Below are 16,423 nucleotides of genomic sequence, written 5' to 3' on the forward strand. Positions count from 1 at the left end.
TTACTTATTTTTTGCGGGCATAAGCCAGCGAAGCGGCGACAAAGTTAATAAAAAGTGGGTGCGGATTAGCAACTGTTGATTTTAATTCGGGATGAAATTGCGAACCGACAAAAAACGGGTGATTTTTTAACTCAACAATCTCCACCAGGCCGTTATCAGGATTTATGCCGGATGGGGTGAGGCCTGCGGCCTCGTATTGTTTTAAATAATCATTATTAAACTCGTAACGGTGGCGGTGACGTTCAGAAATATGTGGTTTTCCGTAGATCATAGCCGCTTTTGATCCTTTTTTAATATCGCAAGGGTAAGCGCCCAAACGCATGGTGCCACCCTTATGGGTAATGTTTTTCTGCTCCTCCATCATGCCGATAACAGGGTAGGGGGTATCGGGGTTCATTTCGGTGCTGTTGGCGTTTTCAAAGCCTAACACATGGCGGCCAAATTCAACTACTGCGCATTGCATGCCTAAACAGATGCCGAAGAACGGAATATTGTTTTCGCGTACGTGGCGGATAGCCTGAATTTTGCCTTCAAACCCACGCTCGCCAAAGCCCGGGGCAACCAGCACACCGTGCATGCCTTTCAGTTTTTCAACCGCATTTTCGGGCGTTAATTGTTCTGATGGGATGTATTCAACCCTTACTTTACACTCCTGCTTGGCGCCGGCGTGAATAAAGGCTTCTGTTATTGATTTGTAAGCATCAGGCAATTCAACATATTTACCAACCAAAGCTATGCGTACATCGGCAGTTGGGTTTTTCAACCTGCCCAAAAAGTCCTTCCAGCTTTCCAGATCAGGCTCGTTTTTATGCGGAAGCTTTAGTTTGGTTAACACGGTTTTATCCAGCTGTTCTTTCAGCATCAGCAGGGGTACGTCATAAATACTTGGAGCATCTATCGATTCGATAACCGCGTTGATATTTACGTTACAGAACAGGGCAATTTTTTTGCGGATATCGTTGGTGAGGTGATGCTCGGTACGGCAAACCAACACATCGGGCTGAATACCGTATTCTAACAGCATTTTAACCGAGTGCTGGGTTGGTTTGGTTTTTAACTCGCCGGCTGCAGCCAGGAAAGGTACCAATGTTAAATGGATAACCAGTGAATTGGCCGAGCCAATCTCCCAGCGAAACTGCCTTACAGCCTCAATATATGGTAATGACTCGATATCGCCTACGGTACCGCCTAACTCGGTAATTACGATATCGTAATCGCCGCTTTCGCCCAAAATGCGGAAGTTTCTTTTTATTTCATCGGTAATGTGGGGCACCACCTGTACAGTTTTTCCTAAAAAAGCACCCTCACGCTCTTTGTTAATTACGTTTTGGTAAATGCGACCGGTGGTAATGTTATTGGCTTTTGAAGTAGGGGTATTCAAAAAACGCTCGTAATGGCCAAGGTCAAGATCGGTTTCGGCACCATCTTCGGTAACATAGCATTCGCCGTGCTCGTAAGGGTTCAATGTTCCCGGATCGATATTGATATAAGGGTCGAACTTTTGAATGGTTACACGATAACCGCGCGCCTGAAGTAGTTTGGCTAATGAAGCAGAGATAATACCTTTTCCTAACGATGAGGTAACACCGCCCGTAACAAAAATATATTTAGTCATGATTTTTTTAAAAATGACCGGGCTTTTATGCCGCGACCAATTGTTTCTGTACGGGATACAAAAGTACGAAAATTTTCAGGGTTCACCACATCTGTTGAGAAAAAAGGGACTGTTAATTTTATGCGGAATGTAATTTTTTGATTGTTAGTTTGTTGTGTGGATGCGCTGGCAGTACAGTATATTTTAGCAAATGGATTATCGCTGACAGCTATACGAAATCAGAGGCTTCAAACATCAAAATAAAATTACTGCAAACTGCATACTTCTAACTGCAAACTGAACTTAAACCCTTTCACGCTGCCTGCTATACAAATCAATCTTTCGGTGCAGCTCATTCGGGTTAAAGGGCTTGCTCACATAATCATTCATCCCCACGGTAAAAGCCATATCCTGAATATCCAGCATAGCGGAGGCGGTTAGCGCTATGATAGGAAGGGTTTTATATTGCTCGCCGGGTAGTTCGCGGATGGCGCGGGTGGTTTGGTAGCCGTCCATTTCGGGCATTTGCAGGTCCATCAGTACCATATCATAATCGCGGGTTTGCACAAGGGTGAGGGCTATTTCGCCATTTTCTGCAACATCGCATTCTACATCCCACTGTTTCATAAACTGCTTGGCCAGTATCACATTGATCTGGTTGTCTTCGGCAATAAGCAGGCGGGTGCCTTTCAGGCTTTTTAAGGCGTAAAATTCTTCGTTATCGTTATGCCTGTTAAGTTGCCGGCGGCTGGTTTTAAAAGTAAGGTTGAACTTAAATACCGAGCCTTTACCGTACTCGCTCTCAACTGTAATATCGCTGCCTAATAACAGCAGCAGCTTTTTAGTGATGGTTAAGCCAAGCCCGCTGCCTCCGTATTTGCGTGTGGTATCAGAACTTGCCTGGGTAAAGCTTTCAAATATGCTTTCAATTTTATCAGGAGTGATGCCTATACCGGTATCAGCAATCTCAAAATCAATTGTTGCTTCACCTTTTTTACTTTCCGCAAGGGTAGCTGTTATGGTTACCTTGCCCTGGTGGGTAAATTTAACAGCATTGCTTATCAGGTTGGTCAGGATCTGGCCAAGACGCACCGGATCACCAATGATGGCATTGGGCAGGTCCTGATCCATCATCAGTTTTATCTGGATGTTTTTTTCGTTAGCTTTTTGAAGCAGCGCCAGGCGGATGTTTTTGATGAGATCGGTTAGGCTGAAATCCACATTTTCAAATTCTACTTTACCGGCCTCTATTTTGCTGAAATCCAGGATATCATTAATGAGCACCAACAGGTTCTCGGCCGAAAATTTGAGGAAGTTGAGGAATTCCATCTGGTCGGGCCGCGGATCCTGGTGGATCAGTAAATGCGTAAAACCGATCACCGCGTTCATCGGTGTGCGGATCTCGTGGCTCATCACACTCAAAAACTGCGATTTGGCCATAGCCGCCTTTTCGGCAAGGTCTTTCGAGTGGATCAACTCAATTTCCAGCGCTTTAGCCTTGGTAATCAGCTCCTGTAAAAAGCTGATGATATGGATCAGATCATCGCCCGAATCAGAAATGTTTAATTCAGTATCCGGGCTCAGCGCCTTAATGGCATCCTTTAATTGTGATATCGAACGTTGTTTGATCTCGTTTTGCTGCCTCAGGTTGTCGGTTACTGTAACGTATTCCCGCTCGCTTATATTAAAAGCGTGATCGGCCAGTTTTATCGACTTGTCGAAATTTTTAAAACTACCGTTTATGGCACCCAAAAACTGCAAAATAGCCTCATCCTCCAGGTATTGCGCCGGGAGCATTTTTTTAATCTGCTTATCTAACAGGTAATGGTACTCCATAAAACTATATCTATATCTCGGTAAAGGTGGTAATGGTCATGGTTTGGTTGTGCAACTCGCAGTTGGAACCCTTGTTTAGGGGGGATAGTTCTCCATACGAATAAAAACCCGCCATGGATGTTTTATCGCCAAAAATACTTTTAGCGGCCACAAGTTCTTCATCGGTACGATCATTAAGCACCAGTTTGCGGCCAACACAGCTCACAAGTATGGCTAAATCGGCCTGTTCGGGGCTATTGATCGAATCGGTGGCGGCTGTTGAGGAAGCGTTGATCAATTTTTCAAAATTGGCTTTCATCAGGCGTACTTTGCTTCCCTCGGGCAGGTTGCCTGCAAAGGTCATTGATTTTTCGTCTTCATTAACACTTAGTATGGTGCGTACCAGCTTTTTATCGCTTCCCTCAATACTTAACGAAAGCGGAAAAAGCAAGGCCGAGCCAGGCAATTCGGCTGCATACTCGCCCAGGTATTCTTTATACAGATCGAGGGCGCTTTTGCCATCAATTTCAAACAAAACATTTTTTACCGACCGGGTGATGGTGCGCTGAGGTCCAAACTCTTCCCAGCCCCCGCTCGAGCCATGGTTGATACGCAGCTTATCACCATAAAAACCGATTGCAATTACATTGCCCTGTGAAGGTACCGCGTTTAGGCTGGTAAAGGTGCTGCTAAATCTCGCCGCGTCGCCCGCCAAACCGCCCGTTACCGGCACTTTGCCCGGGTTGTCGCGGTTAAAGCCGTCAACCAACTCGCTGCCGTTAATAAAAGTACCATCGGAAATAATGAACACGCATTTCAAGCCCTCTTTTTCCAGTTGCGACATCAGGAAAGCACCTGTTTCGGCGCTGTCTGCCTGCTCGTTTACATGTGTTGATGTGCAGGCGATGGATGATTCCTCAAACTCAACAGCAGTAACCACTATCGAATCATCATAAACATCGCTGCCTATGATCTCGCCTGATGTAGACGAAAAAACGATATCGGCCGCAGGATAAGTATTTTTAAGATGATTGTAAATTGCCGGATCAATAATCAGTTGAGGTGCTCCGAATGCAAGTACCAGCCGGCACTTTTCGGCACTGAACCCCGGCTCGGAAAAATAGTTTATCCAACCTTCATTTTTAAAATGGTGCTGCCGTATTCTCATAACAATCAGGTTTATAGCAGGGGGCGGTGCTTTGCGTGAAGTTAATAAATTAAAAAGCAATAGTTGATTAAACTACGAAAGTATCAAGCGTTTTGTTGTTTGTGTAAATAAACTTAATTATTAATGGTTGTGCTATGTTTCAATAGTTTAACCCGGTATCAATCACATTTTGTAAGCGTAATGAGTAATGGTTTACGAGATTAAAGGCAGGATAGTTGCAACAAAAATGTTGGCGAAAAAGAACGTTATCTGGTTAGGGAAATTATAAGTTGAATTTGAGCTTATCCAAATCTTCCGGTACATCCACCGCATGCGTATCCAACTCGGTTTCGGCAACTTTTATGCGGTAGCCGTTGTCTATCCAGCGTAACTGTTCCAGGCTTTCGGCTTTTTCAAGGGGAGATACAGGGAGTTTGGTAACCTCCTGCAAAACATCGGCACGATAACCGTAAATACCTATGTGTTTAAAAAAAGGATAAAATTCAAGCCAGTTTTCAGGTTCCTGTCCGCGGATGTGGGGCAGGGTTGAACGTGAAAAGTAAACAGCCTCGGATAGTCTATTAATCACTACCTTGGGCGAGTTGGTATTGTGCAACTCCTGCTCGGTAAGAATACGTTTTACTAATGTGGCCAGTTGGGTGCCGGTATCGTTAAAGCAGGCCGTTAATTTGGTGATCTGTTCAGGGTCGATAAAAGGCTCATCACCTTGTATATTGATGATAACATCATAATCCGGATGCAGGCGGGCAACCTCGGCACAGCGGTCAGTGCCGCTTTGGTGATTTTCGCCGGTCATTACTGCCACACCGCCAAAACCGATTACATGGTTAAAAATGCGGTCATCATCCGTGGCGACAATAACCTCGCTCAGGCTTTGGCATTTTTTTGCCTGCTCATACACGCGTTGTATCATGGTTTTGCCACCGATATCAACCATTGGTTTACCTGGAAAACGTGACGACGCGTAGCGGGCGGGTATAATGCCTAATATCTTCATTTGGTTTTTATTACGATAGTTTTAAAGGCCTGTAAAGCTAAGGATTGATTTTGTTGAGATAAATTATATCCCAACAAATTAAAAGTAAGGTTTGATGAACGTCCACGGAAATAAATTCCTGTCATCCCCCTTTCCTGGTACTTTGGGCGATATTGTTTTAATGATGTAGCTATCTGTGCTGTCGATTTGGATATTGTGCATTTTGATTTCCGGAGGAATTTCAATAGCCACAAAAATACTGCTATCCTTATAAGTTAGTTTAGCAATGTAATCAGCTTTAGGATACTTTAGCTTTTGATCTGTTGTGGGCAAGCTAACCTCGCTTTTTGTTTTATAGCTTGGATCTGCCTCTACATGAACTTTCGTTGAATCTGTTGTGCCGAGTTTTTTCATTTGGCGTTCACGCTCGGGCTTTACATCAAATTCGGCTGTATATGTGATGTCTGGCTTTAAAAAATATGGCCCACGCTTCCATTCTTCCCTTTTAATGTACTCTTGTTCGGTTGATATTAGACTATTGGCATATCCATTCATGCTAAAATCAAAATGAAGGGTGTCATTACCCGCCTGCAGCATGCCTATAAATGAATCAATACCCTGTTGTTTAATGTATTTCCAATCAGACGGAATGGATATTTTAAAAGCATTGAGCTCAAGTACTTTTATTGAAATGCATCCCCCAAAAAAAGGGATTAATATAACCGCAAAAAGCTTTTTCAAAATTAAAGTCTTAAAACAACCCGTTAATTTCCCGTTCAATCAGGTTAACAATAGTACCCATATCCTCGGTGTTATTGGCAAAATCAAGATTGTCTTTATCCAATATCAGCAGTTTGCCCAGTTTGTAGTTGTTGATCCACTTATCGTATTTCTCGTTCAGTTTTGAAAGATAATCTAAACGGATGCCTATCTCATACTCACGGCCACGGCGCTGGATATTACTTACCAGGGTAGGTACCGAAGCCTTGAGGTAAACCAACAGATCGGGCGGTTTAATAAACTCGGTTATATTTTGGAAAATAGACTCGTAGTTTTCGTAATCGCGGGTGGTCATGAGGCCCATATCGTGCAGGTTTTCGGCAAAAATGTAGGCATCCTCATAAATGGTACGGTCCTGGATAATGTTACGACCGCTTTTCTGGATATCGATGATCTGGCGGTAGCGGCTGTTTAAAAAGTAAATCTGCAGGTTAAAGCTCCAGCGTTTCATGTCGCTGTAAAAATCCTCCAGGTAAGGGTTATTATCTACAGCCTCATATAATGGGTCCCAACCGTAGTTGCGGGCCAGCATTTCGGTAAGGGTGGTTTTTCCGGCGCCTATATTTCCTACAATAGCTAAGTGCATATTTTTTAGTTGTCTGAATCAGAATTTTCCTAATTTACAGAATTAACAGAATTAAAAAAGCACCTGCTCAAATTCTGTCAATTCTTTAATTCTGAAAATTCTGAATCAGAATTTTTTAAACCCTATAATCTCTCTTACTTCCCTGATTGTTTTTGAAGCGCTTTCGCGGGCTTTATCGGCGCCCATTTCGGCTACTTTGCGCAGGTAATCGGCATCGTTGGCGATGGCATTGATCCTGTCGCGGATAGGGGCGGTGGCCAGGATCATATCTTCGGCAAGCTGTTTTTTTAGGTCGCCGTATCGGATGGCCATCTTGTTGTAAGCCTCATCAAAATGGGTTAAAGTATCCGGGGTTGATACCACTTTCATCAAATCAAAAAGGTTTTGAATTTCCTGTGGTTTTTCCTGGTTTTCAACTGTCGGACCGCTGTCGGTAACGGCGCGCATCACTTTTTTGCGGATTGCTTCGGGCGTATCGCTCAAAAATATGGCATTACCTTCACCTTCCGATTTGCCCATTTTTCCCTTGCCGTCCAATCCCGGAATTTTTACCAAACTCTCGCCAAAGCTAAAGGCATAAGGCTCGGGGAAATAATCGTGGTTGTACAGCCTGTTAAAGCGGTTGCCAAAGGTGCGGGCCATCTCCAGGTGTTGTTCCTGATCCTTGCCTACAGGTACTTTGGTGGCTTTATGAATGATGATGTCGGCAGCCATCAATACAGGGTAGGTAAGGAGGCCGGCGTTCACATTTTCGGGGTTGGCGCGTACCTTATCTTTAAATGATGTAGCGCGTTCCAACTCGCCCAAATAGGCGTTCATATTTAAGTACAGATACAGCTCAGTTACTTCAGGTACGTCTGATTGTACGTAGATGGTAGCCTTTTCCGGGTCGATGCCGGCGGCTAAATATTCTATCAGCACCTGCTTTACATTGCCATGTAAATCGGCAGGTGTGGGGTGGGTAGTTAACGAGTGGAGGTCGGCAATAAAAAAAAAGCAGTTGTATTCATGCTGCATTTTTATAAAATTTTGCAAGGCCCCGTAGTAATTTCCTAAGTGTAAGTTTCCGGTCGAGCGGATACCACTAACAACAATCTCCATAGTGTGGCGAAAGTAAGGAATTTTTATATTTTTGGTGGAGATGAAAATGATATTGAAAAAAGTGCACGTGTATTTGTATATGGCCAGTGTTGCCGTTGGATACTTTGTGATGTGGCCTTTTTTGTATTATTTCTCGCGCAAACCCGAGCGATACCCCAGGCTGAATAGCGTGCGACGCTTGCTGGGACGGGTAAGCTCGGGCCTGGTGGGCATATTTTACAGGTTTGAATATGAACAGGCTATTGACTGGAGTAGGCCTTATATCATTTGCCCCAACCATACCTCCAATCTTGATATTTCGGGAATGAGCATTATGGTAAAAAACAATTGTTGTTTTATGGGTAAGCAGGAGCTGGAAGACGGACTGGTTACCGGTCTGTTTTTTCGTACAGTTGATATCCCGGTAAACAGGGAAAGTAAAATGTCGTCATTCCGGGCATTTAAAAAAGCGGGCGAAAGATTGCAGGGAGGGATGTCGCTCATTATTTTCCCTGAAGGAAAAATTGCCGATGATTATCCCCCGCAGCTTAGCGAGTTTAAAAACGGGCCCTTCAGGCTGGCTATCGAACTTAAAATTCCTATTATCCCGGTATCATCGGCCAATACCTGGCAAATACTTTGGGATACCGGCATCCGGTACGGCAGCAAGCCGGGGATATGCAAATTTAAAGTGCATAAACCTATTGATACATCTGCATTAAGCGTAGATGATGCCGATAGCCTGCGCGATGAGGTATATCAAATTATAAATGCCGACCTAAAAACAGGAAACACAGTTTCGGCCTATGCATAATCAATTCTGATGCGATGCCGCATCACACCGGTAATTTGTAATATATTTGTGCGTAACCCACAAAAAATGTCGCCTCAAACGGGCGCCGCGTTCAACCGGGTTTACCAGATTTTTTGAATAGTAATTAACAGGCATGACCATAGATAAAGAAACAGTTGAAAAAGTAGCCCACCTGGCCCGTTTAGAACTTACCGAAGCCGAAAAAGAGGAAACTATGCAGGATATGAGTAAAATCCTCGATTTTATGGCCAAACTTAACGAAGTGGATACCACCGGCGTTGAACCCCTTGTGTATATGACCGCCGGTGCCAATGTGCTGCGCGAAGATGTGGTGAAACAGGAAATTACCCACGAAGAAGCTTTGGAAAATGCCCCTAAGCATGATGCCGATTACTTTTTGGTAGCAAAAGTTATTGAGAAGTAGGTTCTAAGTCTTAAGTCCGGAGTCGAAAGTCTTAAGTCATCACTACTAAAAATAACTTCTGACTAAAAACTTCAGACTTTCGACTTCCCAACTGTAACATTCCACCCCCTCTTGCAGTCAAACCAAAAAATAATTCATGGAGCCAATAAATACTGCCAAACCGTTAATAACTATTAAAGATATAGGGCGTAAATATGTAATAGGTGCCGAGGTGATCCACGCACTTAAATCAGTTTCGCTATCTATTAACAAAGGCGAGTTTGTGGCGCTGATGGGCCCTTCGGGTTCGGGCAAATCAACCCTCATGAATATTTTGGGCTGTTTGGATACGCCAACCAAAGGGCAATACGTACTTAACGGCATCGACGTGAGCCGCATGACGGATAGCCAGCTGGCCGAAGTGCGTAACTCTGAAATTGGTTTCGTTTTCCAGACATTTAACCTGCTGCCCCGTAATACCGCTTTAGATAATGTGGCCCTGCCGCTTGTTTATGCCGGTGTAACCAAGGAAAAACGTACAGAACGGGCGGCCGGTGCCTTGAAGAACGTAGGTTTGGGTCATCGTATGGATCATAAACCAAACGAGCTTTCGGGCGGGCAAAGGCAGCGTGTGGCGGTGGCCAGGGCGCTGATCAATAACCCATCCATTATCCTGGCCGATGAGCCAACCGGTAACCTGGATACCAAAACCTCTATCGAAATTATGGGCCTTATTGAGGATATCCACGCAAAAGGCAATACTATTATCCTGGTAACGCACGAGGAGGACATTGCACTTCATGCCCACCGTATTGTACGGATGCGTGATGGTTTGATTGAGAAGGACTATTTGAATACCAATATCCAAACGGTGGATAGGAGAGCCGTAGAGGCTCCGGATTCGTTAGAGGGAAAATAGGTGCTTGTTTAATTTTATCCCCCGGTGGGTTGATAAAATGATGCAGAAATATATTTTACCAACTGTAATAGTTGAATAGTTTTCCTGCTTATTGCCACCACTCAAGTGGAGGTTTGTTTGATGTAGCCGGCTTACTTTTATTGTAAGTTTCAAGCCAGCCATTCTTTATATATTTTTCATTGGCCGAGAATTCGCCGGCTCCAACGTCGAGATCTCCGCTGTTGGGGATGCGATAATCGCCCCAGTTACATCGTTTGGCTTTTTGTGTAGTGTATTGAGCCCAAGAGCCTACAAATTCGTTATTGGTAAAGCCATCTGCGTGTATATCGATATCGTCGTAGTGTATTTTGTTGTTGTTATCCACATAAAAATCTGTTTTAAAAATACCCTTAAATACCCCCGTGTTTTTTTGAGTACTGTCTTCGGTAAGGGTATAATCTCCCAGAATGGTATATTGGTTTTTTAGTTTGTTTTTATATTTATTGTCAACCCCGTACGATGTACCCTGGTATTTGCGTAAATCAGCAATAGTGAAAGTGCCTTTAAAGTTGCAAATGTTATCCCTAACTTTTGTTTTGCCCGTAACAACATAAGTAAAAGCACCGGCTTTTTTTATGGAAATGAATTTTATCCTTATACGCTGATAGTTATCGCCTATAAAACCATAAACTGATTGGTTATCTGTAACTGTCCATAGTTTTGATAGATCGTGATTAGCAAATTGCTGTTTGATATCGGTTGTGCCGAGGATCTGCTTCTTCCAGCTTTGCTTAAACTTAGCTGCTTCTGTTTGCGCGTAACTTTTTAATATAAGGCAAATGAATAAAAGCAATAGGTTTAATTTGCGCATAGGGTGTAGGTGGGGATAATGATATTATTACGGGGCTAATCACAGGTAGTACAAAGCCTCGAAACAAACTCGGCCAAATGCAGCGCTTTTTCAGCACCGCGTGGTTTGGTGTTACCGATAATAAGCGTATGCTCAACAATCTCAATCACAAAATCATCCAGGCGGATATCCATCACCACGTTACGAAAATTACGGTCGGCACCTGAGGTTGCTTTTTGGCGGTCGCTTACTAGCATATAAAAAGTATCACTGAAAGCTTTGTCTTCAGCAAAATCAAGTTCAACAGGGTGGATGAGTTCTTTGATCTTATCAACAAGGGTTTCGCGTCTGATGAGTACCCGGCCAAAATCGTGCTTTAAATAGGCCAGCGCCCAAACGTGCTGTTCAACAGGCTGGGTTTTACCATGATCGGTAAGTTTGGGCTGCGCTTCAGTAAAAAGGATATAGCTATCGTTATTTTTATTTTTTACCGCGTGCGAACTCAGCAGGCGCACATCGGTGTAATTTTTTAACACGCTGAACTGACCCAGGTTAAAATCAATATGCCCGGTTTGCTCAATCCTGAACTCTTGTTTAAGAGTTACAAGTATGTCGGCTACTTCTGTTACAGGTGATGGAATTTGCGCGGTATCAAATAATGATGACACTTTGGTAAAGTTTAGTGTTAAATATTAACACAATAATAACTTTTTAGCAACAAAAATCAAAAGGTTATCAATAATGATAAGGTTTCATTTTACCGCAAGAGCACACACAGTTCGCATCGGTAACGCCAAGTTTCTTTAAAAAAAACTGGTAAAAACCTATTCTGTCGTTCATGTTATACATGTCTTCTCCTTTGTTGCACTCCACCTCGCCATTCACAATATTGATGGTCATGCCAAAGCCTGGTGTGCGGCCTTCGGCTTTGTCTTCGGTATTGGGCTGCCATTTGCCGGTCATCACATCATGTGCCGATGGTTTGTGCGTTTGAGGTGTCATCCAGAAATAGATGGCGGTTTTAAAAGCCATCACCGGGTCGTTTTCAACCAGTTCGGGGTTTTGAAGCAGGATCTTATCGTCCCCCAAAATACAATCCGAAGCATAGCCATAATTGCCGTTGTAACTTAACTGCATTGGTCCGCGGCCGTAGTACTTTTTGCCGGCAACGGGTGGGTATTCGTCGTTTTCGTTAATATAGGGCAGGGTAGTGTTGCTTTCGTGAATCAGCATCAGGCCATCGGTATAAGTGGCATTAACACCGTGGCGGGTTTCGTGGGCTATATGGGCAAAAAAAGCGGCCAGTTCCTTTTTATTGATATCTGCAGCAAATTCGGCACAAAAATTACCATAATCAATGGTGTAGGAGCTACCGGGTTTGGCTTTGGCCCAGTCTTCGTTCCAATCAACATCCTGGCGCACAACGGCGCTTTTGCCCGTTTTTTTATCGGTACGCACCAGCTGGTAAACCGAGGTGGCGCGGCGGGTTACTTTAACTTTAATCAGCCCGAGCTCGTCGGCAGCTTTAATAAAGGCAGCGTAAGTATAAAACTTATCTCGTTGCGGAAACAGATCATTAAACTGTTGCTCGCTCAGTAAACTGGCCATGCTTACCTTAGGAGCGGCGGGTTTATTTACCGAAGCGCTGCTGCTGTCGCTGCTACTATTGCTTTTGCTGCTGCCGCCGCAACTAAAGCCTGTTGATAGTAGTATAAACAAGGAGATGGCAAGCAATTTGGATGATAATATGATCGATTTCATTAGGTATCGGATAAATATGTTTGATGATATTACAAATGCAAGTTTAAGCTAACATTTTAAAATTACACTCCGTTAGCAAAAATTATACACTATTGCTATGAAATGCGATATTTAAGATGATAGATTTGAATAACAGCAATGCCCGAAAAAAGATTTAATTAACGGTGTTTTAATTAGCTGATTGTGAGATTTTGTTAGGTTGAAAGTTTAAAGATTTAAGTTGAATGTGTTTTACAATTTTGGACTTAAAGCGCGATATTTTGAACTTGATAAAAGCATTGTTGTGATTTATTGTTAAATTAAGCATGAAAATATATACTAAAACGGGCGATAAAGGGTTAACCTCACTAATAGGAGGCACCCGGGTGCCCAAGCATCATATCCGGATTGAAAGTTACGGTACGGTGGATGAGCTTAACTCATACATCGGGCTGATTGGCGACCAGGATATTGATGCACATGATAAGGAGGTATTGAAGCAGATACAGGACAGGTTGTTTACTATTGGTGCCTCGCTGGCGGCCGATCCCGAAAAATCAAAAATGGTTATACCCGATCTGGAATTGGAGGATGTGGAATTGCTGGAAAGCGAAATGGACACCATGAACGAAAGCCTGCCCGAATTACGGCATTTTATTTTGCCGGGCGGTAATAATGTAATTTCATTTTGCCATATTGCAAGATGTGTTTGCCGCCGGGCCGAAAGAATCACCGTGCAGCTTGCCGAAGAAAGTACAGTTGATGAAAAAGTGAATATTTATCTGAACAGGTTGAGCGATTACCTGTTCACACTGGCACGCAAATTGGCAAATGATTATAAAATACCTGAAAATCAGTGGGTACCGCGTGTTAAGAAAAATGAAAAAAAATATTGATTTTCAAATTGAAAATGTTATACTTTTGCGAAAACGTAAAATTTACCGATAATTATAAATATTAAATAAAAACGATGTATTGGACACTTGAACTGGCATCGCACCTTGAGGATGCACCATGGCCCGCAACAAAAGATGAATTAATTGATTACGCTATCCGTTCAGGCGCTCCTGTAGAGGTTATCGAAAACCTTCAGGCACTTGAAGATGATGGCGAGCCTTACGAAAATATTGAAGAGATCTGGCCGGATTATCCGACAAAAGACGACTTCTTTTTTAACGAAGACGAGTACTAAAAACAATAAAGAAACCCTTAGCAATAAGGGTTTTTTTGTTGGTTAGCCTTTTTTGGAATGGTTTTGGTATAGGTGATTACACATTTACTTAAAAACATTACAAATATGAGAGGCTTATTGTACATCATCGCGGTTATCCTGGTTATTGGATGGCTGTTTGGAGCGTTTATTCACCCGTTTGGAGGTGGCTTGATCCACATTTTATTGGTTATAGCTATTATAGCTGTACTGTTAGGCGTGATCAGGAGGGCATAAAACCACCTTGTATTGCAAATAGAAAAGCCACGGGTATTATACCTGTGGCTTTTTGCTTAAAAGTAGTTCGGCAATGGCTATATCTTCGGGAAAGGTGATCTTGATATTGCTGTGATCGCCTTCGGTTAGTTTTATTTCGGCTCCGTATTGTTCAACAACGCTGGCATCATCGGTAAAATTTGGGCTGAATGGCTGCTCGTAGGCTTTTCGCAACAGTGATGCTTTAAATGTTTGCGGGGTTTGAACCAGGTAAATCTCATCCCTTATTAAACTAACCGATTTGCCATCTTTAACCTGCCTGATAGAATCGCGGCTTTTAACGGCCACTACGGCGGTTCCGTGTTCATTGGCGCATTGATAAGCTTCATCGATGGTTAATGGGCTTGTGAGTGGGCGTACAGCATCCTGTACGGCTACTAAGGCTTCGTGGTCTGTAATTAAAGTCAGTCCGTTTTTTACCGAGTGGAAGCGGGTTTCGCCGCCGGTTACCAGTTGGTGGGGGATATTGAAGGTGTGTTTTTTTATAAGTTGTTGCCAGTATTCGTGATAATCTGTTGGTAAAACAAGTATGATTTGGGGGTTTGCTTCTGTATTGTTGAATGCTTCGATAGTGTACATTAAAACAGGTTTGCCATTCACCAGCAAAAACTGTTTTGGTATTGCCGATTGCATGCGGCTGCCCGAGCCACCGGCTACTATAATAACGTATTTTGGGATATTGGAAAATAACGATTCGTGGTTAGAGGACATTTAATTTCAGTTTGTAGCTTTTAAATGGTTAAACCTCTGGTGCTTGCACCGGGTAGGACTTGCATACGGCTTTTGGGGTTACGAACGGCTTTGTGCAATGATACAATCATTGGCCGCTCATTTGCCGCGGGGGCTGTTACTTTTGTCTTGACACAAAAGTAACCAAAAAGTCAAGACAGAAAAAAGCTTCTGCCCGCGAGGCCATACTCCCGGCCCGCTTTTCTGTCGGGCCACCGCTCGTTTTGATTGGGAGTTGATGGGCTAACCCTAAAATCTACCGCAAAAAAAATGAGATGCAGGAAAATCCCGCATCTCAAATTTATATATGCTATTAAAAAACTTTTAAATGATAAGCATCGCGTCGCCGTAGCTGTAGAAACGGTATTTTTCTTTTACCGCAATCTCGTAAGCGTTCATTACGTTTTCGTAACCACCAAAGGCCGCAATCATCATCAACAGGGTTGACTCGGGTGTGTGGAAGTTGGTGATCATGGAGTTGGCAATGCTGAAATCGTACGGCGGGAAAATGAATTTGCTGGTCCAGTCGTTAGCGGCTTTCAGGGTTTTATTGGCCGATACTGCCGATTCGATGGTACGCATTGATGTAGTGCCAACCGCGCAAATGCGTGCTTTACGCTCAATACCGCGGTTTACAATATCAGCTTGTTTTTGCTCAATAATGAATTGCTCCGAATCCATTTTGTGCTTGGTTAAATCCTCAACCTCAACCGGGCGGAAGGTGCCTAAACCAACGTGCAGGGTAACCTCGGCAAAATCAACACCTTTTAATTCAAGGCGTTTCATCAGCTCGCGGCTAAAGTGTAAACCTGCGGTAGGGGCAGCAACGGCACCTTCGTGTTTAGCAAAAATGGTTTGGTAACGCTCCTTATCTTCGGCGGTGGCTTTACGTTTAATGTATTTTGGCAGCGGTGTTTCGCCCAAAATCTCTACATTGCGGCGGAATTCCTCGTCGGTACCGTCGAATAAAAAGCGGATGGTACGGCCGCGTGAAGTGGTGTTATCAACAACTTCGGCAATCAGCAAATCGTCGTCGCCAAAATATAATTTATTGCCTACGCGGATTTTACGGGCCGGATCAACCAGCACATCCCACAGGCGTAATTCTTTGTTCAGTTCGCGAAGCAAAAATACTTCGATGGTTGCACCTGTTTTTTCCTTGTTGCCATATAAACGGGCAGGGAAAACTTTGGTATTGTTAAGGATCATTACATCCTTATCATGAAAGTAATCAAGTACATCTTTAAATATTTTATGCTCAATTTTGCCTGAATCTTTGTGTAAAACCATTAAACGTGATTCATCGCGGGTAGCAGATGGAGTATGGGCGATAAGGGACTCAGGTAAGTTAAATTTAAATTGAGATAATTTCATGTTTGTGTTTATGAATTTTCAAGGGCGCAAATGTACGAAATTTTTTTGTTAATTTAACAGATTTTTTTAAGAAGCATTTTAATTACACAACTGTTATATTAATTGCAAAATGCTGTAACTTAATAAAGCC

The 16,423-nt window shown here is 43.2% G+C and carries 18 protein-coding genes; 6 read left to right on the plus strand and 12 right to left on the minus strand.

Features of this window, described 5'->3' with window-relative positions; genetic code table 11:
• Positions 1 to 4: 4 nt before the first annotated feature.
• The 7 genes from HYN43_RS05200 to trpS all read right to left on the minus strand — a co-directional run bounded on the left by HYN43_RS05200 (position 5) and on the right by trpS (position 8,020).
• A complete protein-coding gene (locus HYN43_RS05200; RefSeq protein WP_119408441.1) occupies positions 5 to 1,615 on the minus strand; it encodes a CTP synthase in 1,611 nt (536 codons plus the stop codon).
• Positions 1,616 to 1,897: 282 nt separating this feature from the next.
• A complete protein-coding gene (locus HYN43_RS05205; RefSeq protein WP_119408442.1) occupies positions 1,898 to 3,430 on the minus strand; it encodes an ATP-binding protein in 1,533 nt (510 codons plus the stop codon).
• A 10-nt stretch (positions 3,431 to 3,440) separates the two neighbouring features.
• Entirely contained in the window at positions 3,441 to 4,577 is a 1,137-nt protein-coding gene (locus HYN43_RS05210) for an FIST signal transduction protein (protein ID WP_119409265.1), read from the minus strand.
• A gap of 262 nt (positions 4,578 to 4,839) precedes the next feature.
• Positions 4,840 to 5,574, minus strand: a complete 735-nt coding sequence (gene kdsB / locus HYN43_RS05215) for a 3-deoxy-manno-octulosonate cytidylyltransferase (protein ID WP_119408443.1) — start codon at positions 5,572 to 5,574, stop codon at positions 4,840 to 4,842.
• 78 nt (positions 5,575 to 5,652) lie between these two features.
• Positions 5,653 to 6,294, minus strand: a complete 642-nt coding sequence (locus HYN43_RS05220; protein WP_119408444.1) for a hypothetical protein — start codon at positions 6,292 to 6,294, stop codon at positions 5,653 to 5,655.
• Positions 6,295 to 6,304: 10 nt separating this feature from the next.
• Positions 6,305 to 6,919, minus strand: coding sequence for a deoxynucleoside kinase (locus HYN43_RS05225; RefSeq protein WP_109608057.1), 615 nt, complete (start codon positions 6,917 to 6,919; stop codon positions 6,305 to 6,307).
• Between the two features lie 105 nt (positions 6,920 to 7,024).
• Positions 7,025 to 8,020 carry a tryptophan--tRNA ligase gene (gene trpS, locus HYN43_RS05230; RefSeq protein ID WP_119408445.1) on the minus strand — a complete coding sequence of 332 codons (996 nt, stop codon included), beginning with the start codon at positions 8,018 to 8,020 and terminating at the stop codon, positions 7,025 to 7,027.
• A gap of 40 nt (positions 8,021 to 8,060) precedes the next feature.
• On the opposite strand from trpS, the gene HYN43_RS05235 reads away from it, so the two are divergent.
• The 3 genes from HYN43_RS05235 (at position 8,061) to HYN43_RS05245 (ending at position 10,135) form a co-directional block, all read left to right on the plus strand.
• A complete protein-coding gene (locus HYN43_RS05235) occupies positions 8,061 to 8,813 on the plus strand; it encodes a lysophospholipid acyltransferase family protein (protein ID WP_119408446.1) in 753 nt (250 codons plus the stop codon).
• Positions 8,814 to 8,946: 133 nt separating this feature from the next.
• Complete coding sequence (gatC, locus tag HYN43_RS05240) at positions 8,947 to 9,237, plus strand: Asp-tRNA(Asn)/Glu-tRNA(Gln) amidotransferase subunit GatC (protein WP_119408447.1); 291 nt, start codon at positions 8,947 to 8,949, stop codon at positions 9,235 to 9,237.
• A gap of 136 nt (positions 9,238 to 9,373) precedes the next feature.
• Positions 9,374 to 10,135 carry an ABC transporter ATP-binding protein gene (locus tag HYN43_RS05245; protein ID WP_119408448.1) on the plus strand — a complete coding sequence of 254 codons (762 nt, stop codon included), beginning with the start codon at positions 9,374 to 9,376 and terminating at the stop codon, positions 10,133 to 10,135.
• A gap of 88 nt (positions 10,136 to 10,223) precedes the next feature.
• Here HYN43_RS05245 and HYN43_RS05250 read toward each other — a convergent pair whose 3' ends face one another.
• From HYN43_RS05250 to HYN43_RS05260, 3 genes are all read right to left on the minus strand, one after another.
• On the minus strand, positions 10,224 to 10,985 hold the full coding sequence (locus HYN43_RS05250; RefSeq protein WP_119408449.1) for a hypothetical protein: 762 nt from the start codon (positions 10,983 to 10,985) through the stop codon (positions 10,224 to 10,226).
• Positions 10,986 to 11,020: 35 nt separating this feature from the next.
• Positions 11,021 to 11,632 (minus strand): hypothetical protein, encoded by a 612-nt coding sequence (locus tag HYN43_RS05255; RefSeq protein WP_119408450.1) that lies wholly within the window; start codon positions 11,630 to 11,632, stop codon positions 11,021 to 11,023.
• Between the two features lie 67 nt (positions 11,633 to 11,699).
• Positions 11,700 to 12,725 carry a chitinase gene (locus tag HYN43_RS05260; protein ID WP_119408451.1) on the minus strand — a complete coding sequence of 342 codons (1,026 nt, stop codon included), beginning with the start codon at positions 12,723 to 12,725 and terminating at the stop codon, positions 11,700 to 11,702.
• Between the two features lie 305 nt (positions 12,726 to 13,030).
• Here HYN43_RS05260 and HYN43_RS05265 point away from each other — a divergent pair, with 305 nt between their 5' ends.
• The 3 genes from HYN43_RS05265 (at position 13,031) to HYN43_RS05275 (ending at position 14,151) form a co-directional block, all read left to right on the plus strand.
• A complete protein-coding gene (locus HYN43_RS05265) occupies positions 13,031 to 13,600 on the plus strand; it encodes a cob(I)yrinic acid a,c-diamide adenosyltransferase (protein ID WP_119408452.1) in 570 nt (189 codons plus the stop codon).
• A 74-nt stretch (positions 13,601 to 13,674) separates the two neighbouring features.
• Complete coding sequence (locus HYN43_RS05270) at positions 13,675 to 13,896, plus strand: DUF2795 domain-containing protein (RefSeq protein ID WP_002996718.1); 222 nt, start codon at positions 13,675 to 13,677, stop codon at positions 13,894 to 13,896.
• 105 nt (positions 13,897 to 14,001) lie between these two features.
• Positions 14,002 to 14,151, plus strand: coding sequence for a lmo0937 family membrane protein (locus HYN43_RS05275; protein WP_110585189.1), 150 nt, complete (start codon positions 14,002 to 14,004; stop codon positions 14,149 to 14,151).
• Between the two features lie 36 nt (positions 14,152 to 14,187).
• On the opposite strand, the gene HYN43_RS05280 is transcribed toward HYN43_RS05275, so the two are convergent.
• Positions 14,188 to 14,901 (minus strand): 2-C-methyl-D-erythritol 4-phosphate cytidylyltransferase, encoded by a 714-nt coding sequence (locus HYN43_RS05280; protein WP_119408453.1) that lies wholly within the window; start codon positions 14,899 to 14,901, stop codon positions 14,188 to 14,190.
• Positions 14,902 to 15,243: 342 nt separating this feature from the next.
• A complete protein-coding gene (queA, locus tag HYN43_RS05285; protein ID WP_091211398.1) occupies positions 15,244 to 16,293 on the minus strand; it encodes a tRNA preQ1(34) S-adenosylmethionine ribosyltransferase-isomerase QueA in 1,050 nt (349 codons plus the stop codon).
• Between the last annotated feature and the right edge of the window lie 130 nt (positions 16,294 to 16,423).

Origin of the sequence: Mucilaginibacter celer (genome assembly GCF_003576455.2) — a bacterium.
GTDB lineage: Bacteria > Bacteroidota > Bacteroidia > Sphingobacteriales > Sphingobacteriaceae > Mucilaginibacter > Mucilaginibacter celer.

Excerpts from the sequence above, each read along its gene's own strand:
- HYN43_RS05235 (WP_119408446.1), top strand. The coding sequence starts at position 8,061 with ATGAAAATGATATTGAAAAAAGTGCACGTGTATTTGTATATGGCCAGT.
- HYN43_RS05270 (WP_002996718.1), top strand. The coding sequence starts at position 13,675 with ATGTATTGGACACTTGAACTGGCATCGCACCTTGAGGATGCACCATGG.
- gatC (WP_119408447.1), top strand. The coding sequence starts at position 8,947 with ATGACCATAGATAAAGAAACAGTTGAAAAAGTAGCCCACCTGGCCCGT.
- HYN43_RS05265 (WP_119408452.1), top strand. The coding sequence starts at position 13,031 with ATGAAAATATATACTAAAACGGGCGATAAAGGGTTAACCTCACTAATA.
- HYN43_RS05275 (WP_110585189.1), top strand. The coding sequence starts at position 14,002 with ATGAGAGGCTTATTGTACATCATCGCGGTTATCCTGGTTATTGGATGG.
- HYN43_RS05280 (WP_119408453.1), bottom strand. The coding sequence starts at position 14,901 with ATGTCCTCTAACCACGAATCGTTATTTTCCAATATCCCAAAATACGTT.
- HYN43_RS05245 (WP_119408448.1), top strand. The coding sequence starts at position 9,374 with ATGGAGCCAATAAATACTGCCAAACCGTTAATAACTATTAAAGATATA.
- HYN43_RS05225 (WP_109608057.1), bottom strand. The coding sequence starts at position 6,919 with ATGCACTTAGCTATTGTAGGAAATATAGGCGCCGGAAAAACCACCCTT.
- queA (WP_091211398.1), bottom strand. The coding sequence starts at position 16,293 with ATGAAATTATCTCAATTTAAATTTAACTTACCTGAGTCCCTTATCGCC.
- HYN43_RS05210 (WP_119409265.1), bottom strand. The coding sequence starts at position 4,577 with ATGAGAATACGGCAGCACCATTTTAAAAATGAAGGTTGGATAAACTAT.
- kdsB (WP_119408443.1), bottom strand. The coding sequence starts at position 5,574 with ATGAAGATATTAGGCATTATACCCGCCCGCTACGCGTCGTCACGTTTT.
- HYN43_RS05260 (WP_119408451.1), bottom strand. The coding sequence starts at position 12,725 with ATGAAATCGATCATATTATCATCCAAATTGCTTGCCATCTCCTTGTTT.
- HYN43_RS05250 (WP_119408449.1), bottom strand. The coding sequence starts at position 10,985 with ATGCGCAAATTAAACCTATTGCTTTTATTCATTTGCCTTATATTAAAA.
- trpS (WP_119408445.1), bottom strand. The coding sequence starts at position 8,020 with ATGGAGATTGTTGTTAGTGGTATCCGCTCGACCGGAAACTTACACTTA.
- HYN43_RS05205 (WP_119408442.1), bottom strand. The coding sequence starts at position 3,430 with ATGGAGTACCATTACCTGTTAGATAAGCAGATTAAAAAAATGCTCCCG.
- HYN43_RS05200 (WP_119408441.1), bottom strand. The coding sequence starts at position 1,615 with ATGACTAAATATATTTTTGTTACGGGCGGTGTTACCTCATCGTTAGGA.